The organism is Chryseobacterium sp. HNCC26DJ240 (assembly GCF_057180485.1).
In genome coordinates this window covers 240,402-258,322 of sequence record NZ_JBXUGK010000002.1, presented here as the reverse complement: position 1 = coordinate 258,322, position 17,921 = coordinate 240,402, and the positions used below count along the sequence as shown (strand labels likewise).

20 protein-coding genes, 1 tRNA gene and 1 pseudogene are annotated in these 17,921 nt (G+C 36.2%); 4 read left to right on the top strand and 18 right to left on the bottom strand.

Annotated features, from left to right (window positions below):
• Nucleotides 1-14: 14 nt before the first annotated feature.
• The 4 genes from rplL to rplK are packed head-to-tail and all read right to left on the bottom strand — an operon-like array spanning nt 15 to nt 2,187.
• Nucleotides 15-383: a 50S ribosomal protein L7/L12 gene (gene rplL, locus AC2A1G_RS04415; protein WP_055983830.1), complete on the bottom strand. Its 369-nt coding sequence runs from the start codon at nt 381-383 to the stop codon at nt 15-17.
• A 48-nt stretch (nt 384-431) separates the two neighbouring features.
• Nucleotides 432-1,019 carry a 50S ribosomal protein L10 gene (gene rplJ, locus AC2A1G_RS04410; protein WP_484045730.1) on the bottom strand — a complete coding sequence of 196 codons (588 nt, stop codon included), beginning with the start codon at nt 1,017-1,019 and terminating at the stop codon, nt 432-434.
• Nucleotides 1,020-1,036: 17 nt separating this feature from the next.
• A complete protein-coding gene (gene rplA / locus AC2A1G_RS04405; protein ID WP_055983824.1) occupies nt 1,037-1,729 on the bottom strand; it encodes a 50S ribosomal protein L1 in 693 nt (230 codons plus the stop codon).
• Between the two features lie 11 nt (nt 1,730-1,740).
• Nucleotides 1,741-2,187, bottom strand: a complete 447-nt coding sequence (gene rplK / locus AC2A1G_RS04400) for a 50S ribosomal protein L11 (protein WP_034679146.1) — start codon at nt 2,185-2,187, stop codon at nt 1,741-1,743.
• Nucleotides 2,188-2,407: 220 nt separating this feature from the next.
• Here rplK and AC2A1G_RS04395 point away from each other — a divergent pair, with 220 nt between their 5' ends.
• Both AC2A1G_RS04395 and AC2A1G_RS04390 read left to right on the top strand, forming a co-directional pair.
• A complete protein-coding gene (locus AC2A1G_RS04395) occupies nt 2,408-2,908 on the top strand; it encodes a hypothetical protein (RefSeq protein ID WP_484045729.1) in 501 nt (166 codons plus the stop codon).
• Nucleotides 2,909-2,915: 7 nt separating this feature from the next.
• Entirely contained in the window at nt 2,916-3,650 is a 735-nt protein-coding gene (locus tag AC2A1G_RS04390; protein ID WP_484045728.1) for an LVIVD repeat-containing protein, read from the top strand.
• Nucleotides 3,651-3,653: 3 nt separating this feature from the next.
• On the opposite strand, the gene AC2A1G_RS04385 is transcribed toward AC2A1G_RS04390, so the two are convergent.
• The 5 genes from AC2A1G_RS04385 to tuf form a co-directional block, all read right to left on the bottom strand.
• The gene (locus AC2A1G_RS04385) at nt 3,654-4,514 is read right to left on the bottom strand and encodes a hypothetical protein (RefSeq protein WP_484045727.1); all 861 of its coding nucleotides are present in this window, start codon (nt 4,512-4,514) and stop codon (nt 3,654-3,656) included.
• Between the two features lie 153 nt (nt 4,515-4,667).
• Nucleotides 4,668-5,210: a transcription termination/antitermination protein NusG gene (gene nusG, locus AC2A1G_RS04380; protein ID WP_056034714.1), complete on the bottom strand. Its 543-nt coding sequence runs from the start codon at nt 5,208-5,210 to the stop codon at nt 4,668-4,670.
• A gap of 17 nt (nt 5,211-5,227) precedes the next feature.
• A complete protein-coding gene (secE, locus tag AC2A1G_RS04375; RefSeq protein ID WP_056074831.1) occupies nt 5,228-5,434 on the bottom strand; it encodes a preprotein translocase subunit SecE in 207 nt (68 codons plus the stop codon).
• 12 nt (nt 5,435-5,446) lie between these two features.
• Nucleotides 5,447-5,517 (bottom strand) — tRNA-Trp (locus AC2A1G_RS04370).
• Nucleotides 5,518-5,569: 52 nt separating this feature from the next.
• On the bottom strand, nt 5,570-6,781 hold the full coding sequence (tuf, locus tag AC2A1G_RS04365) for an elongation factor Tu (RefSeq protein WP_055983809.1): 1,212 nt from the start codon (nt 6,779-6,781) through the stop codon (nt 5,570-5,572).
• Nucleotides 6,782-7,028: 247 nt separating this feature from the next.
• On the opposite strand from tuf, the gene AC2A1G_RS04360 reads away from it, so the two are divergent.
• Nucleotides 7,029-8,537, top strand: coding sequence for a DUF4394 domain-containing protein (locus tag AC2A1G_RS04360; protein ID WP_484045726.1), 1,509 nt, complete (start codon nt 7,029-7,031; stop codon nt 8,535-8,537).
• A 77-nt stretch (nt 8,538-8,614) separates the two neighbouring features.
• Here the strand turns inward: AC2A1G_RS04360 and pyk are convergent, their stop codons facing one another.
• From pyk to AC2A1G_RS04325, 7 genes and pseudogenes are all read right to left on the bottom strand, one after another.
• Nucleotides 8,615-10,060, bottom strand: a complete 1,446-nt coding sequence (gene pyk / locus AC2A1G_RS04355) for a pyruvate kinase (protein ID WP_484045725.1) — start codon at nt 10,058-10,060, stop codon at nt 8,615-8,617.
• Nucleotides 10,053-10,526: an IPExxxVDY family protein gene (locus tag AC2A1G_RS04350; protein ID WP_484045724.1), complete on the bottom strand. Its 474-nt coding sequence runs from the start codon at nt 10,524-10,526 to the stop codon at nt 10,053-10,055. Before AC2A1G_RS04350 ends, pyk begins: the two co-directional genes overlap by 8 nt.
• Nucleotides 10,504-11,268 (bottom strand): ribonuclease III, encoded by a 765-nt coding sequence (rnc, locus tag AC2A1G_RS04345; protein ID WP_484045723.1) that lies wholly within the window; start codon nt 11,266-11,268, stop codon nt 10,504-10,506. Before rnc ends, AC2A1G_RS04350 begins: the two co-directional genes overlap by 23 nt.
• A gap of 8 nt (nt 11,269-11,276) precedes the next feature.
• On the bottom strand, nt 11,277-12,521 hold the full coding sequence (gene fabF, locus AC2A1G_RS04340; protein WP_484045722.1) for a beta-ketoacyl-ACP synthase II: 1,245 nt from the start codon (nt 12,519-12,521) through the stop codon (nt 11,277-11,279).
• Between the two features lie 37 nt (nt 12,522-12,558).
• Entirely contained in the window at nt 12,559-12,798 is a 240-nt protein-coding gene (locus tag AC2A1G_RS04335) for an acyl carrier protein (RefSeq protein WP_002976354.1), read from the bottom strand.
• A gap of 732 nt (nt 12,799-13,530) precedes the next feature.
• Nucleotides 13,531-14,626, bottom strand: a pseudogene (locus AC2A1G_RS04330) (nuclease/transposase family protein).
• Nucleotide 14,627: 1 nt separating this feature from the next.
• Nucleotides 14,628-15,443, bottom strand: coding sequence for an RNA polymerase sigma factor (locus AC2A1G_RS04325; protein WP_484045721.1), 816 nt, complete (start codon nt 15,441-15,443; stop codon nt 14,628-14,630).
• A 384-nt stretch (nt 15,444-15,827) separates the two neighbouring features.
• On the opposite strand from AC2A1G_RS04325, the gene AC2A1G_RS04320 reads away from it, so the two are divergent.
• Complete coding sequence (locus AC2A1G_RS04320) at nt 15,828-16,049, top strand: hypothetical protein (protein WP_484045720.1); 222 nt, start codon at nt 15,828-15,830, stop codon at nt 16,047-16,049.
• A gap of 21 nt (nt 16,050-16,070) precedes the next feature.
• Here the strand turns inward: AC2A1G_RS04320 and AC2A1G_RS04315 are convergent, their stop codons facing one another.
• Nucleotides 16,071-16,910 (bottom strand): hypothetical protein, encoded by an 840-nt coding sequence (locus AC2A1G_RS04315; protein ID WP_484045719.1) that lies wholly within the window; start codon nt 16,908-16,910, stop codon nt 16,071-16,073.
• The gene (locus AC2A1G_RS04310) at nt 16,876-17,919 is read right to left on the bottom strand and encodes a restriction endonuclease subunit S (protein ID WP_484045718.1); all 1,044 of its coding nucleotides are present in this window, start codon (nt 17,917-17,919) and stop codon (nt 16,876-16,878) included. The genes AC2A1G_RS04315 and AC2A1G_RS04310 overlap by 35 nt, the downstream gene beginning before the upstream one ends.
• Between the last annotated feature and the right edge of the window lie 2 nt (nt 17,920-17,921).

Here is a 17,921-nt window from a genome sequence, read left to right as displayed (position 1 = left end):
TTTAAAACTGAAAATTATTTCAATTCTACTTCAGCACCAGCTTCTTCTAATTGCTTCTTAAGAGCTTCAGCTTCGTCTTTAGAGATACCTTCTTTGATTGCAGAAGGAGCTCCGTCTACGATGTCTTTAGCTTCTTTAAGACCAGCACCAGTTAAATCTTTTACCAATTTAACGATAGCCAATTTAGAAGCACCTGCAGACTTAAGAATTACGTCGAATTCTGTCTTTTCTTCAGCAGCTTCACCAGCACCAGGACCAGCCATTACTACTGCAGCAGCAGCAGGCTCGATTCCGTACTCGTCTTTAAGGATAGTTGCTAATTCGTTTACGTCTTTTACTGTTAAGTTTACTAGCGTTTCAGCTAAATTTTTTAAATCTGACATTGTTGTAATGTTTTTGTTGATTATTGATTGATTTTTTTGAGAGTCTAATTATTCTGCAGCTGGAGCTTCTCCTTCTGCAGCAGCTTCTGGAGTTTCAGTAGCTGGAGTTTCTTCCACTGCCGGTGCAGCAACTTCTTCAGTTGCAGTTTCTGCAGTTTCAGCTTTATTTTGAAGAGCAGAAACAACTCTTTGGATTGGAGACTGAAGTAATCCGATGATTTCACCGATCATTTCTTCTCTAGACTTAATGCTTACTAACGCATCAAGGTTGTTGTCACCAACATAGAATGTTTCCTGTACGAAAGCTGATTTTAAAGCAGGCTTCTCGTCTTTCTTTCTGAAGTCTTTGATTAATTTCGCTGGAGCGTTTGCTGTATCAGCAACCATTAATGCAGAGTTTCCTTTGAAAGTTTCGAACATTTCAGAGAAATCTACTCCGTCAATCTGCTCCATTGCTTTTTGCAAAAGTGTATTTTTCACCACTTTTACTTTGATATTTTGCTTGAAAGCCTGTCTTCTGAAATCAGAAGATTTAGCAGCGTTCAAACCGTCTAGATCAGCTACATAAACTACTTTAGCATCCTGAAGCAAATCTTTGATCTCTTGTATTGCTACAACTTTTTGGTCTTTTGTCATTGTCTTAAGGATTATAATTAGTTAACAGCTTTTGTATCAATTGCAATACCCGGGCTCATTGTAGAAGACAAATAAATGCTCTTCACATAAGTACCTTTAGCAGCAGTTGGTTTCATTTTGATCAAAGTAGAGATCAATTCCTGAGCATTCTCCTTGATTTTAGCAGCATCGAAAGATACTTTACCAATACCAGCGTGGATAATACCGTATTTGTCTACTTTAAAGTCAATTTTACCAGCTTTTACTTCAGTTACTGCTTTACCAATTTCCATAGTTACAGTACCTGATTTTGGGTTAGGCATCAAACCTCTTGGTCCTAATACTCTACCCAATGGTCCTAATTTACCCATAACAGCCGGCATAGTAACGATAACGTCAACATCTGTCCAACCTTCTTTTATTTTCTGTAAATATTCGTCAAGACCTACATAGTCAGCACCAGCTTCTTTAGCTTCAGCTTCTTTATCTGGAGTTACTAAAGCCAAAACTTTAACATCTTTACCAGTACCGTGAGGAAGAGATACTACACCTCTTACCATTTGGTTAGCTTTTCTAGGATCAACTCCTAATCTTACAGCGATATCTACAGAAGCATCAAACTTTGCAGTGTTCACCTCTTTTACAAGAGCAGAACCTTCTTCAAGGTTATAGATTCTTCCTTTTTCTACTTTGCTAGCAGCTTCTTTTTGCTTTTTAGTCAATTTTGCCATTTCTCTAAGTATTAAGCGTTAAAAGTTGGTTTAGTTCCTGTTACTCTTAATCCCATAGATCTAGCAGTACCTGCAACCATAGAAACTGCAGAATCCATAGTAAAGCAGTTTAGGTCAGTCATCTTGTCTTCAGCAATCTTTTGAACCTGAGCCCAAGATACAGCACCTACTTTGTTTCTGTTTGGTTCTCCAGAGCCACCTTTGATTTTAGCCGCATCCATTAACTGGATTGCTGCAGGAGGAGTTTTGATTACGAATTCAAAAGATTTGTCTTCGTATACTGTAATTACTACAGGTAAAACTTGTCCTGGCTTATCTTGGGTTCTTCCGTTAAATTGCTTACAAAACTCCATGATGTTCACACCTGCAGAACCCAAAGCTGGACCTACTGGTGGAGATGGGTTTGCTGCTCCTCCTTTTACCTGGAGCTTAACCATTTTAAAGACTTTTTTAGCCATTGTTTGTTTTTTAAATTTGAATAATTAATGAGTTTGGAAGCATTTATTATTCAGCAGGTTACCGCACTCACATAAAGTAAACCTACTTTTCGGACTGCAAAATTATGAAATTATTTTTAATTACCAAATACTTAGCACATTAAAGTTCAGAAATAAAATTAAATTATTTTAATATCTCTGTTTCATTTAAATGTTTATTTTTATCGCAAATCTCCACACAATGAAAAAATTACAACTTTTTATGCTGTTTGCAAGTCTATCTCTGTTGCAGTCCTGCTGGTTGTTCAACTTTGAAGACGATCCTATTGCAGAACCTCAATCGATGTACGAACCTGTTTATGCTACCAAAACACAACTCGCTGACATTAAAGTTCAAAATCCCAAACCAACTACAAAAAATGCCAAGATTTATCTGAAAGATCAGTACATTTTTGTGAATGATAACCGTGACGGTTTTCATATAGTCGACAATTCTGATCCGGCCAATCCTAAAAAATTAAAATATCTGAAAGCTTTAGGTTCAACCGATGTTGCAATCCGCAACGATATTCTTTACCTTAATCAGGCAACAGATTTAGTTACATTAAAAATCAATACAGCTACCAATGAGGTTCAGGTTTTAAAAAGAATTGAAAACGTATTTCCTGCCATTCAGTCTCCGGATGGTTTTGACGGTGCACCAATGACTGATAAAATAATTGTTGACTGGAAACTTAAATAAAAACACCATGAAAAATTTATCATTTATATTTCTTCTTGTCTTTCTCTTCAGCTGTAATAATGACTCTTCGGACAAACAAAGCAGTGACGGAAAAGAAGGTTCCACGGCCACATTTATTCTTAAAAATAACAATATGTATGTGGTAGACCACTCAAATCTGAATGTTTTCAGCATTACAAATCCCGAAAATCCGGTAAAAGTAAGAACAGTAAACGTTGGTTTTGATATTGAGACACTGTTTTCCAACGGCGATTACCTATTTATAGGATCCCGAAATGGCATGTTTATCTATAACATTGCTGCGGAACCGGAAAATCCGAAATTTGTATCACAGGCATTACACCTCAGAGCGTGCGATCCGGTAGTTGCCAACAGTACCCATGCTTTCGTTACTTTACATGCCAATACGGTTTGTGGTGGCGCAAATAATGTTCTGATGGTTTACAAAACTACCAATATTCAGCAACCACAACTCATAGCACAACGTGATCTTTCTGAAGCAAAAGGTTTAGCCTTAAATGGAAATTACCTTTACATCTGCGACAAAAATGATATTGTGATTTTCGATATCAGCAATCCTCAAAATCCAAGTGTGGTAAAAACCATTGCCAATGTTCCTGCACGTGATTTGATTATCGACAATAATCATTTATTTGCTTTTACCAATTCTGAAGTGAAGCAATACAGTATTGATCCTGCAAATATTCAGAATATCAATTTAATCAGTTCTTATACTTTATAAATATTAAAAGAATTTCGGGGTCAGTTTCTTTAACGGAAGCTGTAGTCCGATTCTTATCTGCTCGTAAGGGAAATATCGGATTCCATGCTGGAACTGAAGAAACCAAACGGTTCCCGAATCATTCTGAAGATTTATCTTTGATGTAATAATCATTGGTCGGTCACCATAATCCTCTACTCTTGTTATCCAGCCATTGTAACCGGATAGAGTATTTTCCCAGCTGATATTTTTGTGTTTTAAAATCAGTTTCCCTCCATACATTATGGCATCATCCTGAACGTTATTTTGCGGCGTCAGCACATCCCACGAAAAGAATCCCAAATCTGCAACTACACGAATTTCATTAATAAAACCATTCATCCTAAAAGATTTCGCCATTTCAACATCAAAATAATAACCTGTGGTATTGAAAAAACGTCGGTTCTTAAAATCACTTCCTGACGCGGTTTTTAAAGTAGAATTTAAAACTAAATCGGGTTTGGAGTGACCTTCAGACAATAACTTAATTCTCGTCTGCACATAAAAATCTCCTGTGGCAAAGCCTTCATTCTTCTGCATCTGTCTTCTTACAGCGATTTTATCTGAAACAGAATAGTGTTCTATAAGAGTTTTCCAGACTTTTACTGAAACTTTTTCAGCTATTAATGGAATTTCAATTTTGGTAAGATTCGAAAACGTTTCGTCGCCGCGACCGAAATAATAATCCCCTGTAAAACTTACCTGGGTAAATTTAGGAATGGTAGCATCTGTAAATTCCGGAACAGGATTAGCATTTGGTCCAAAATAATTGGTCGTATGGTGAATGAGATTTTGTGCAAGACAAAATTGGGCTGAAAAGAACATCAGCAATTGAAGCTTTTTCACAGGTTTTAGTTTTATATTAATTTTGATTTAGTTTAACAAAATTAAATAAAAGTGAAACAACAAAAGTGAATGATTCAAAAAATTAAAATGAAATAATTACAAATAAAAAAACCAACCCTTTCGGATTGGTTTTATAATATTTAAAAAAAAAGATTAAACTTTCTCAACCTGCATGAAACTAAGCTCCATCGGTGTTTTTCTTCCGAAGATTAATACAGAAACTTCAATTTTCTTTTTGTCTTCAAGAATTTTCTCTACTGTACCGTTGAATCCGTTGAAAGGACCATCGATTACTTTTACATTCTCACCAACGATGAAAGGAATTTCAAGATCTGTAGCAAATTCTGAAAGTTCATCCATTCTTCCGAGCATTCTGTTAATTTCAGATTTTCTCATTGGAACTGGGTCACCTCCTTTAGTTAAACTCAAGAAAGAAATTACTCCCGGAATGTTTTTAATGACATGTGGAATCTCCCCCATCAAGTCTGCTTCTACCATTAGGTAACCAGGATAATATGGTTTTTCTTTAGGAACTTTTTTACCGTTTCTAAGAACGATTACTTTTTCCATAGGAATCACTACCTGAGTAACATACTGCTCAAACCCTAAACGTTTGATTTCTGTCTCAATATAGTTTTTCACTTTATTTTCCTGTCCGCTGATGGCTTTCAGCACATACCATTTCAATTCACTCATTATGGGAAAATCCTTTTTTAGTTGAACATATTGATTAGCATTCCGATGATGTTGCTGATTGCTTTAGAGAAAAGCTCATCAACTCCAAAGGTAAACAATGCAAGAATCACAGTAGCTATAGTCACTACAATTGTAGAAGACTGAAGATCTGACCATTTTGGCCATTCAACTTTATGTCTGAATTCGTTATAAGAACCTTTTATAAAATCAACAAATGAACTCATAAATTATATTTGCACGGGCACAAGGATTCGAACCCTGATCAACGGTGTTGGAGACCGGTATCCTACCATTGGACGATGCCCGTAGATTAAAAGTTCCGTAAGTTTCCTTACGGAACTTTAATTATATTAAGATGATTAGTCTAAGATTTCAGTAACCTGACCTGAACCAACTGTTCTACCTCCTTCTCTGATCGCAAATCTAAGACCTACGTTAAGAGCGATTGGCTGAAGCAATTCTACAGTGATCTCTAAGTTATCACCAGGCATTACCATTTCTACACCTTCTGGTAAGAAGATCTCACCTGTAACGTCAGTAGTTCTTACGTAGAACTGAGGACGGTACTTGTTGTGGAATGGAGTGTGACGTCCACCTTCTTCCTTAGAAAGGATATAAACAGAAGCTTTGAATTTCTTGTGAGGCTTCACAGAATCTTTCTTAGCGATTACCATACCTCTCTTGATGTCAGTTTTTTCAATACCTCTCAACAATAGACCTACGTTATCTCCAGCTTCACCTCTGTCAAGGATTTTTCTGAACATCTCAACTCCTGTAATAGTAGAAGTTAATTTTTCTTCACCCATACCGATGATATCTACAGGATCTCCTGTGTTGATAATACCAGCTTCGATTCTACCAGTTGCAACAGTACCTCTACCTGTAATAGAGAATACGTCTTCGATTGGCATCAAGAAAGGCTTATCAGTATCTCTTGGTGGTTGCTCGATCCAAGTATCAACAGCATCCATCAATTCTTCAACTGATTTGAACCATTTGTCTTCAGTATCAACAGTAGCAGCAGTAGCAGCAGTAAGAGCTCCTAAAGCAGAACCTTGAATTACTGGAGAGTTATCACCGTCGAATTCGTAAGTAGACAATAAGTCTCTCAATTCCATTTCAACTAACTCTAACAATTCAGCATCGTCTACCATGTCAACTTTGTTCATGAAAACAACGATTCTTGGTACGTTTACCTGACGACAAAGAAGGATGTGCTCTCTAGTTTGAGGCATTGGTCCGTCTGTAGCAGCACATACAACGATAGCACCGTCCATCTGAGCAGCACCCGTTACCATGTTCTTTACGTAATCCGCGTGACCTGGACAGTCAACGTGAGCGTAGTGTCTTTTTTCAGTTTCGTACTCGATGTGAGCAGTATTGATCGTGATACCTCTTTCTTTTTCTTCAGGAGCAGAGTCAATAGCAGAGAAATCTTTTTTCTCAGCAAGACCTTTGCTCGCTAATACAGCAGAAATAGCTGCAGTAAGTGTAGTTTTACCATGGTCAACGTGACCAATAGTACCAATGTTCAAGTGTGGTTTGTTACGATTAAACGTTTCCTTTGCCATGATTTAAATTATTTATTTTATTGTTATTCAAATTTTCGGTGTGCAAATATAACGATTTTTTGAATATCAAAAACTTTTTATTAAAAAAACTTTTAAATACTAAACCAAAATACTCGCAAACCATAAGTTTTTCCGCAATGGAAATGCAAATTTAAACAAATTATTCAATTAAAAAAATCTGTTTTTAAAACCGATTTTATTTTTGGCTCGTATATAGCTATATTATTAAAACCAAATATTAAACATTATGAACAAACTTTTCTCTCTCCTTCTTTCTGGAGTAATGGTCGCAACTGTATTATCTTGTAATGACGACGACGTCAACGGAATGGAGCCCATGGTACAGGGGCCTGATCTTATGGTATATGGCCTAACGGACAATAATGAAATCACTTCATTCAATGCCAAAAATACCGGAACTTTTATCTCTAAAACTGCAATAACCGGTATCACAGCCGGCGAAAAACTGATGAGCATCGATTTCAGACCTGCCACCGGTGAGCTTTATGCATTATCCAGTGCCAGTAAACTGTATGTTATTAATACTACTAACGCATCGGCACGAGTGGTAAGCACAACAGCTTTTACTCCGGCAATTTCCGGAACAATTGCTTCGATTGACTTTAATCCTACTGTTGACCGAATCCGCTTGGTAACCAGTACCGGACAAAATCTGAGATTACATCCTGAAACCGGAGCAACTGCCGCAACCGACGGAGCTATTGCAACAACATCATCTATTACAGGAATTGCTTACACCAACAGCACATCTGGAGCTGCAACCACTGCTTTATATGATATTGATGTGACTTCAGGAAAATTATTTAAGCAAGACCCACCTAACAACGGTACTTTGGCAGAAGTAGGAAATTTAGGTTTTACGTTTACAGGTCAGGCTGCTTTTGACATCAGTCCCGATAATAAAAATGCATTAATGGCAGTAACAAGTGGTGGACAAAATGCTTTATACAGTGTAGATCTTGCTACAGGAAAAGCTTCGAGTATTGGTGCTTTACCTTCAAAAATAGTTGATATTGCAATCCCAACCAATCCTGTAGCTTATGCCATTAATAACGCTAATGAGCTGCAAATCTTTAATCCTAACGATCCTTCACAGGGACTGGTTTCTAAGACTATTGGAGGTTTACAAACTGGTGAGGGCATTTTAGGAATTGATTTCAGACCGCTAAACGGGCAACTTTATGCTTTAGGAAGCACAAGCAGAATTTACACTATTAATCTTGGAACTGGTGCTGCAACTCAGGTTGGTACAGGTACACTTACAACTCCTTTAGTTGGAACTGAGTTCGGATTTGATTTTAATCCTACAGTTGATAAAATAAGAGTTGTAAGTAATACAGGACAAAACTTAAGACTTGATCCTATTACCGGTGCTGTTACAGCGATTGACACTGCACTAAACCCGGGAACACCAACAGTAAGTTCAGCAGCTTACACAAACAACTTTGCCGGAGCAACTGCTACAGAACTTTATGTAATTGATCATAATACTGACAAACTATACCTTCAAAACCCACCAAACGGAGGTGTTTTGGTTGAAAAAGGTGCTTTAGGAATTAACATCACATCAGCTAACGGATTTGATATCGGTGCAATGTCTCAGAAAGCTTATCTTTTAGCCTCTGTTGGTACTGATAATAAAATCTATGTTGTAAACCTTACAACGGGAGCTGCTGCTTCATCAGTAACATTCCCGAATCCGGTAAAAGGATTTACAGTTGGTTTAGGATTCTAATTCAATTCAAAAATAATTCAAAAAAAATCTCACGGATTAATTTCCGTGAGATTTTTAATTTTTAGACTAAACTTAGATTAAATAGTTGTCAGTCTTAAGGTATTTGTTTTGCCTCCTTCAAAAGATGGTGTAGCATTGATGTTGATTACAAAATCACCAGACTCGATATAACCGTAATTATGCGTCAGCATATTGACCTGAATAATGGTTTCGTCAGTCGGTTTGTTCATATCGTAATAATAAGCTCGTACTCCCCAAAGAAGATTCAGCATATTGATTACTCTTTTATTTCCGCTATAAACGATGATGTGAGAATTTGGTCTGTGTGCAGAAAGCTGGAAAGCTGTGTAACCGGAGTTCGTTAAAGTTACAATCGCAGAAACATTAGTCGTTTTAGCAATTCTTACTGCGGCAAGACACACACGATTGGTGATAAATCTTTCGTCGATACAGTTGTAATCTTTTTCAATCGGCTCGTTTTTGTGTTGGTAAAAATGAGTCATCTCAATATTCTTCACAATTTTAGCCATGTTTTCAACTACCTGCACAGGATACCTTCCTACTGAAGTTTCACCTGAAAGCATCACGGCATCAGCACCATCCAAAACAGAATTGGCGACGTCATTCACCTCTGCTCTTGTCGGAGTAAGGCTGTTGATCATTGTTTCCATCATTTGAGTAGCAATGATTACAGGTTTTGAAAAGAATCTTGCTCTTTCAACCAGATTTTTCTGAATAGCAGGTACTTCTTCCATTGGAACTTCCACACCAAGGTCACCACGGGCAACCATTAATCCGTCACATTCCAATAAAATTTCGTCAATATTTTTTACTCCTTCAGGCTTTTCAATTTTAGCAATAATTGGCGTTTTAAACTTACCGTTAGGGTGATTCGCAATTAATTCTTTTAAATCAATAATATCCTGAGCATGACGTACGAATGAAAGTGCGATCCAGTCTACCTCCATATCCATCATAAAGTTGGCATCCTGAATATCTTTCTCAGTTAAAGCAGGAAGAGAAACGTTAGTATTCGGAAGGTTAACCCCTTTTTTAGAACTCAAAGGTCCACCCTGAATCGTTTTTGCTTTTACAGTATCAATCTGATTGGTCTCAAGGACTTCCAACATCAGTTTACCATCATCAATCAGAATTCTTTCCCCAACTTTTACGTCCATCGGAAACTGCTGATACGTCATGTAAACTCTCGTAGAATCTCCTTCAATTTTCTCATTAGTAAAGGTCAATACATCACCAGGGTTAAGGTACGAACCTTCTTTTACAACCCCAACTCTAAGTTTCGGACCCTGAAGATCTCCAAGAATTCCTACTGAATAGCCATATTCTTGATTAAGCTCTCTGATAATATTGATATTACTACGTACGAGGTCGTAATCTGCGTGTGAAAAATTTATTCTGAAAATATCAACACCAGCCTTCATTAATCCCAACATGACTTCTTTTGAAGATGAAGCCGGACCCAGCGTTGCAATAATTTTTGTCTTCTTTAAATACTTATTCATAATACTGTATTATTTGATAAAGTTCTTCTTCAGAACTCAAAATATAATCCTGTATAGGAAATACAAGATTTTCAGGGAGCAAAATTACGGAAAAATCAGCATACTGTTCTGAACTGTGCAGAATATATTCCACATCGGGCTGATTATTTAATAAAAATTTAATGTTATCTTCTTCCGCAAAGAGTTCGGTCTGAATTTTTTTTTGCCTACTTTCAGATGATCTGTTTGAGATGAAAGTGTAGCATGTTTTTGTAAATTTATGATATGCTTCAAAACGGGAAAAGCAATAATCATAATAAGAACCGTGAAAAACGAGATCTTTTATTCTGGAGAAACTCAGATCAGAATTCTGATTTATTTTAAAGAAAAACTCATGATCCTGCATAGATTTTACCAACCTCACCAAACCAATGGTGATATCTTCGGATTCTATCTCATCCAGATCATAAAGCTTTTGTACTTCCAAGAATATTTTCTTTTTTGTTTAAAATATAAAATGCGCGTTGTGCAGCCTTTTCTTCAGCTTTTTTCTTTGAAGTCTCTGTAGCATTGGCAATTTTCTCTTCACCAAACCAAACGTGACATCTGAAAACCACTGCTTTCGTAGGTTGAATCTCTTCGCAGGTTTCGTACTTTATATTGAGTTTCTTTTTTTGGCTCCATTCCAGAAGGAGACCTTTGTAGCTTACAATTTTATTTTCAAGCTTAATAATTTCTGAAGGTGTAAGGAGTCTTTCTAAAACGATGCTTTTACAGGTTTCATAATGAAAATCGAGATATACAGCACCTACTAAAGCTTCAAACAGGTTACCACAAATATTTTCACCCAAAGCTGTTACAGCACTTTGCTTTTGCAAAAGCTGTGTAAGTTTGAGATCTTCACCAAGTTTATTCAGGTTCTTGCGATTCACAATTTTAGATTTCATCTGCGTAAGATATCCTTCATTTGCTTTAGGATACGTTTGAAACAAATGACACGAAATAATCGTCCCCAAAACGGAATCACCTAGAAACTCTAATCTTTCGTAGTTTCTATCGTTGTTTTTCGAAGAACTTTTTAATGAAAAAGCTTCACGGTAGAGCTCAAGATTTTGTACCTCAGCACCTAGAATTTTGTATAGTTCTGTGCTCAGGAAAGAGTCTCTCTCTGTGAGTTTTCTTTTTCTTTGCTTGAGAAGGAATTTAGAAAAGTATTTCTGTAACTCCATCAGTACATTTAGATTTTCTTAAAAAGAACGCAAGCGTTGTGCCCACCAAAACCGAAAGTATTGCTCATAGCCACTTTCACGTCTTTTTTAGCAGCCTGGTTGAATGTAAAATTCAGTCTGCTGTCAATCTTTTCGTCATCTGTAAAATGATTGATGGTTGGCGGTACTACACCGTGTAAAATAGTTCCCAAAGCCGCAATAGCTTCGATAACTCCAGCAGCCCCCAAAAGGTGACCTGTCATAGATTTTGTAGAATTGATCTGAATATCAAAAGCATGCTCACCCAATAATCTTGAAATTGCGTTTGATTCAGCGATGTCTCCTAATGGAGTAGATGTACCATGCATATTGATATGATCTACTTCATCAGCAGTTAAACCAGCGTCTTCAAGACAGTTTTTCATTACTAAATAAGCGCCAAGACCTTCAGGATGCGGTGCAGTCATATGATGTGCATCTGCACTCATACCACCTCCCAGCAATTCTGCATAAATTGTAGCGCCACGCTTCACAGCGTGCTCGTATTCTTCAAGAATAATAGTTCCCGCTCCTTCACCCAATACAAAGCCATCTCTGTCTTTATCAAAAGGTCTTGAAGCCGTTGTTGGGTCATCATTTCTTGTAGAAAGTGCCATCATTGCGTTGAAGCCTCCTACTCCACTTGCCGTAACGGCAGCTTCGGAACCTCCACACACGATTACATCAGCTTTACCTAACTGGATAAGCATTTTTGAATCGATGAGGGCATTAGCTGAAGATGCACACGCAGAAACCGTAGTATAATTGGGACCATGGAAACCATACTCAATAGAGATGTGTCCAGGTGTAATATCCGCAATCATTTTCGGAATAAAGAAAGGATTAAATCTTGGAATATCTGTATTTGCCCAGCCCAGAACTTCTGTTTCAAAAGTTTCAAGACCACCAATACCAGACCCCCAGATTACACCTACTCTATGTTTATCTACCTGATCTTCAATAATTCTTGAGTGGGCTACTGCTTCTCTTGCAGCAACCAAACCCAATTGGGTATTTCTATCCATCTTCTTAGCTTCTTTCTTATCGAAATGCTGAAGCGGATCGAAATTTTTCACCTCGCAGGCGAATTTTGTTTTAAAGTTTGTGGCATCAAAAAGAGTAATCGGAGCGGCACCGCTCTCACCTTTTACAAGATTTTCCCAGTATTCTTGCGCATTATTACCAATAGGCGTTATCGCTCCAAAACCAGTTACAACTACTCTTTTTAATTCCATAAACTTTGTTTAAATTTCTTTCTTGTTGAAGAGAATATTATTTATTTACTACTTCTTCGATATAAGCGATAGCGTGACCTACAGTAGTAATTTTTTCAGCTTGATCATCAGGGATTTGAATATTGAATTCTTTTTCAAATTCCATGATTAACTCAACTGTATCTAGTGAGTCTGCTCCTAAATCGTTTGTGAAGCTAGCCTCAGGAGTCACTTCTGTTTCTTCAACGTCAAGCTTATCAGCGATGATAGCTTTTACTCTTGATGCAATGTCTGACATAGTAAATATTTTTTTTATTGTTAGATGGTGCAAATATATAAAATTCTTTACGATAAAACATTTTTTTAGTCTTTTTTGTCGGTAGACTATCGTTATTTTATCATCGTGAGCTTTAGTATTTTCGTAATCAGGAGTTTAGGATTATTAGAGAAAGCATTAAAATTAACAATTATTTTCACCTACAAAGATTTTAGATGTTTTTCAACTCAAGATCATGTTTTCTATTCAGATAGACATTAATCCGATTTTTTGAAAGATCATTGTATGTAATAGATTACAAAATCCATCCGGATTTCAGTGTTCACTAAAGCACAAAACTTAACATAATTGAAACAAGGCTTAAAGTGGCATTAAGGTGGCTTTATCCTGCCCTTTGAGCAGTAGTAAAAAGCGATCATCTCCCCTCTTCCATTATGGTTTTTTAAAATTCAATCTGTAAATTAAAAAATTTGCAGATAAAATGATGATTATGAAAGCGGATATATAAAATGTAGGTATTTTTTTTCCATATAATTCTTTTGTGGACAGCCGTAAAACATAATTTAATACATAAAATTCTGATGTCATTTTTCTTCCCCATCCCCGAAGGGTAGAAAAATGACTTCAAAATTAAAATGCAAATAGGCATGTTTTAAAAAAAAGAGCCCACGCCGTTGTATATACTAAAAGTATTTAGTGAGTGTATCATGACCTCACCCTGCGGGTTTACAAGCACCCTCGTTGTTTTTTAAGTTATCCGATGATCAATTCGATACCGGCCTTTTCTGCTTTGTATTTTATTTTGGTCTGCAATTCATAATAACTCCAGTTGCGGAGCACAAATTCCTGTTCTTTTGCAATGCCGATTTTATCTTCCTGATTTTTGAGAATCAGTGTTCCTGCCTGTTGCCGGATGCAAAAATCAATAAGCTTCCTGCTGTACATATGGAGCCGATGGCTTACATAACGGCTTTCCAGATTTTCTGTTTTATGCATTGCCTTTTGTTTGCGTTTGGTTCCATTTCCGGAACGGGCATAGGGAATGCCGTTCTGAATCCTTTTCTGACTTGCCTGAATCGCCAGCCTGCGGTATAAAAACTCCTCTTTCGAGCCAATACTGATCCGCACATTGTTGGCTTTTGCTACGATTGGATGTTCCAGAGACAGAGAAGCTTCGGCAATGATTTCAGGTTTTAAAGAATGTTCCTCCTTTTCAAATTCAAATACGGCAAGCCAGAATATTTTTCCGGCTTTCAGCTGGATCTGCGATGTACAAAGTTTTATCTCTCCCTTTAAAAGCCGTTCCATTATCAGTCGCTTATCCGAAAAAGTCTTTCCCGAGGTACGTTTTAACGGGAATCGCAAACATGTTGAAGCAAAACGCTTTCTTTTCAGGATCATATCTCATTTTGCTGATGCATTTCACCGGAAGCGGGATGGGAATATCTCTTTTAAAATTTCTCAGTGATTTTACCCCCTGCCAATAGTCGGCTTTGTTTTTGGAAAAAGTGGACTGAATTGTATTGTTAAGGCTTCCCAGAATATCGGTTGGGATCTCTCCTTTGAAACGGTCGAAAACCATGCGTGCCGTTGTGTTTGTTTTCGAACGGGTGAACATTCCCATTTCATCTTTGTTTGCATCGGTCAGTTTGTATTTGATTTCTTCTGTGAGGTAAAAGAAATCCTTCATCATTTCCTGAACATAGAGATGGGAAACAATAAAATTAGCCGCCCTGAAACACCTGTTCTGGTAGCGGTAGAGTTTTTCCCACATCTCTTTTCTTTCATTTTCGGAAAAGTCAATCAGCATCTGAATTTTTCGGGTCAATGTAATCGTGGACTTTTCCATTTCAAAAAGATATTTCAGATGTGTTTTTATTTTGCAGATGTTGGTAGGCATACAGAAATTCGCGATGGACTTCCTTTTCAGGTAATTTGAGTTGTCGGGCAATCACTGCGAAGGAAGATTTGTGTTCAAACCTTCTTCTGATGATCTCAAGCTGCTGACTGCTGAGCTGTCCTGACTGCTCTTCAGTACCGGAAGCTTTGTCTTTTGACCGTTCAAAAGAATCTCTGTTTAAAATTTTCCTAAGATCATCTATGGCTCTGTTCACTTCATTGCTGATGTCTTTTATGCTGCTGCCCATTGCTTCTGCGATAGGTTTGTACTCAAAGCCATATTCAAGGCAAAGATCGATCAGGTGTTTTCTTTTGGAATCCAGCACATTTAAAACCTTTTTCACTTCATCGTAATTTTTCTGCTCGGATTCCTGAGTGAGAAGATGCTCGGTATCATGCATGGGATCGTAACCCACAAGATAGTTCTGATAGTTCTCAAAACTTTCAAGAGAAGCCGTCAAGCGTGCGAATTTGCTTCGGGAAGAGCTGAAATAGGTGAGGCAGTCTCTTTTTAAAACAAAACGTAAAAAACCGCGAATATGATCGGGCGTTTCAATGGAATCGCGGTGAAACCACAGTTTGAGGAATGTATCCTGCACAAGTGTTTCTACGACAAAATCATCATCGAGGATCTGTTTTCCGAGCCAGAACAAAAGTCTTCTGTACCGTGTATGAATGTAGTTTAATGAATTTTCGTCTCCTTTTTTCAGCAGATTGTATATCTGAAGATCGGTTAACTTCTTTGGCTGAGATTCATTTTTATTCATAAGCAGTGTTTTTTTAGTTACATGATAACCGGAAGGAACTGCTAAGATCAATAAGGATGAATTCTCTGCACCATTCAAAACGCTAACCCACTACATCTTGCCCAAAATAAAGGCGTGGAACTCAACTTACCGACTGGAGGTACTGGCATACCGAGCAACGATAAGAGAGCCCACGCCAAGGTCGTGGGCACATTTACTTATCAACCCGTTGCTGTTTGAAAAGTGCCAGTTTTCCAATCGAGAATCTAAGCAATAGCTTCTTTATTTTTTTTGAACTATCGCAAAGTTACATTCTTGTAACTTGTATTACAAATATATAAAAAATTTCATTAATTCGGATTTGAGTCCGAATTAATTTATTGAATATCACTTTTATTTGCTTCTATGAAAATTGCAAATAGAAAGATTGTTGAATTTATAAGGGATACATGGGTTATTCCAATGAATAATAATAGTCAATTTGCAACCGAAAATAATATCGACGAAAAGACTGTAAGAAGAATAAGAGAAGACGATGATTATCAAATAAGTTTAATTACTATAATGAGAATTTGTGAGGCTAAAAATATTAAATTATCTAAACTTTTTGAAATGGCTGGACTTTAAAAGAAAAAAGGAATTAGATTTTTATAGCTCCATCATACTCATATCAATATCATTTTCTTGAATTTTGTTTTTTTGTTCTAAATAGGACATAAGAAATCCATCGTTAGATAAAAACCATATTATAAGATTGCGTTTGGGAATGAGACCTTCTTCAGTTGAAATAAATAGATATTCATATTTATAAATGTTATCTAACAAGTATTGAAGTTTTGCTTTAACTTCTGTCAATAAATCAATTATTTTAGAATCGATTGAAGTTATAATTTTATTAATGAGTGGTCTTAGATTTTCTTGAATATATTCACAATATCTAGACTTAATATTAAACACTCTATCCCAACTATTAATTTTTTCTAATGTTTCTGTATCATCTGGATTGACTGGCTGAATATCAATGATCCAATTTCCTTTCCATTTATTTGAATTATTAGGAGTATTAGTACAAGATAGACTGATATCGTAAAGTTCAAAAGGATTTGGTGGAAGGCTATACGGATAAAATGCAATTGTTTTATGTGTGCGATTTGTATCGGTAAATAATAAGTTTTTTGCACGTTTTTTTGTGTTACAATGATCTCCCATCGGTGTAAGATTTTTTAGATTTATGGCACTAAAAACATATAGTGAATCACCTTTTGGCAAAAGATGGTCGTAATCAGGACGACCTTCTGAATCTAAAAGTTTGAGGGGTTCTAATCCGCAAAATGGACATAAAGTAAAATCCTCTTCATAAAAACTACTGTGATCTCTTAATCCTAAATAATGTCCTCCTATATTTGAACCAATTTTTTTTGAAAATGTACTTTCTTTTTTTGCTAATTGAGTTTCATATAAAACGTTGACAAATACTTGACCTATCAATACTTTCAATTTGCGATCTTACCATAGGTGAATGCAGACAGAAATTTAAATATTTTGCGTTTATAAGATTCTTTTTAACTCTTATACGGATTAAATAACCCGCAAACCCAAGACCAGCTTCTTTTTCAGTAACCAAACAAGATTTTCCTAGCAATCCAATACTTCCATTCGAACGTATAATTAAGATATCATCTATTTCCAATTTTAGTTTTAAATATTCACTATCGGTTAGGATTGCATATTTAAGATTTGTAAGATCGATTTGAAACTCTTTTAAATTTGGAATTCTTAAAATAGCAGTTCCTTTCGGAGCTGTTCCCATGGGCTTTGCAGTTCCGTAATTAACGCTTTCAATAACATCAGACAATTTTACATTATGCTTAAATTTAACATTTGGAAATTGTTCACTTTCTTTCAAAATATGACTTAATAATGAATTTTTAAAATTGTTTGGAGACAAATTATTGTTGTCAATATCATTAAGTTTTAAAAAATTTAATTCAGAAATTAATTTCTTATTTATCATCTTTCCAACTGCATGAAAATCATTTTCAAATTGTGACCAAGAAGCTTTTAAATTTTCTACTATTTTTAATTGCTCCGAAAGAGGAGGAAATGGGACTTGAAGATTAAAAAATAGCTCAGTATTTAAATGAGGTATGCTATCTCCAGTTTTATTTGATGTTAAGAATGAATACTGAGATTTAAGAAAATAGAATAAAAAATCACGATTAATTTTCACAGGAGTTAGGCATAATAATGTTGAGCCTACTGCACCATCTTTTCCTTTAAAAATTAGACCACTTCTTGAACCATCAGCAACTATTAATAAATCTTTTGAAGAAGAAATAGTTGTTGAATATTTGTCTGAAAATCTAAGAGTTTCACCTAATTCTAAGGTTTCAATATCTAAATATGGAATGCTATCCTCAAATGCTGTTTCAGCAATTCTCTGTGGTTTTTTTCCTTTCTGTGAAATGATTAATTCTTTTAACGGAATTGTTTGCATTG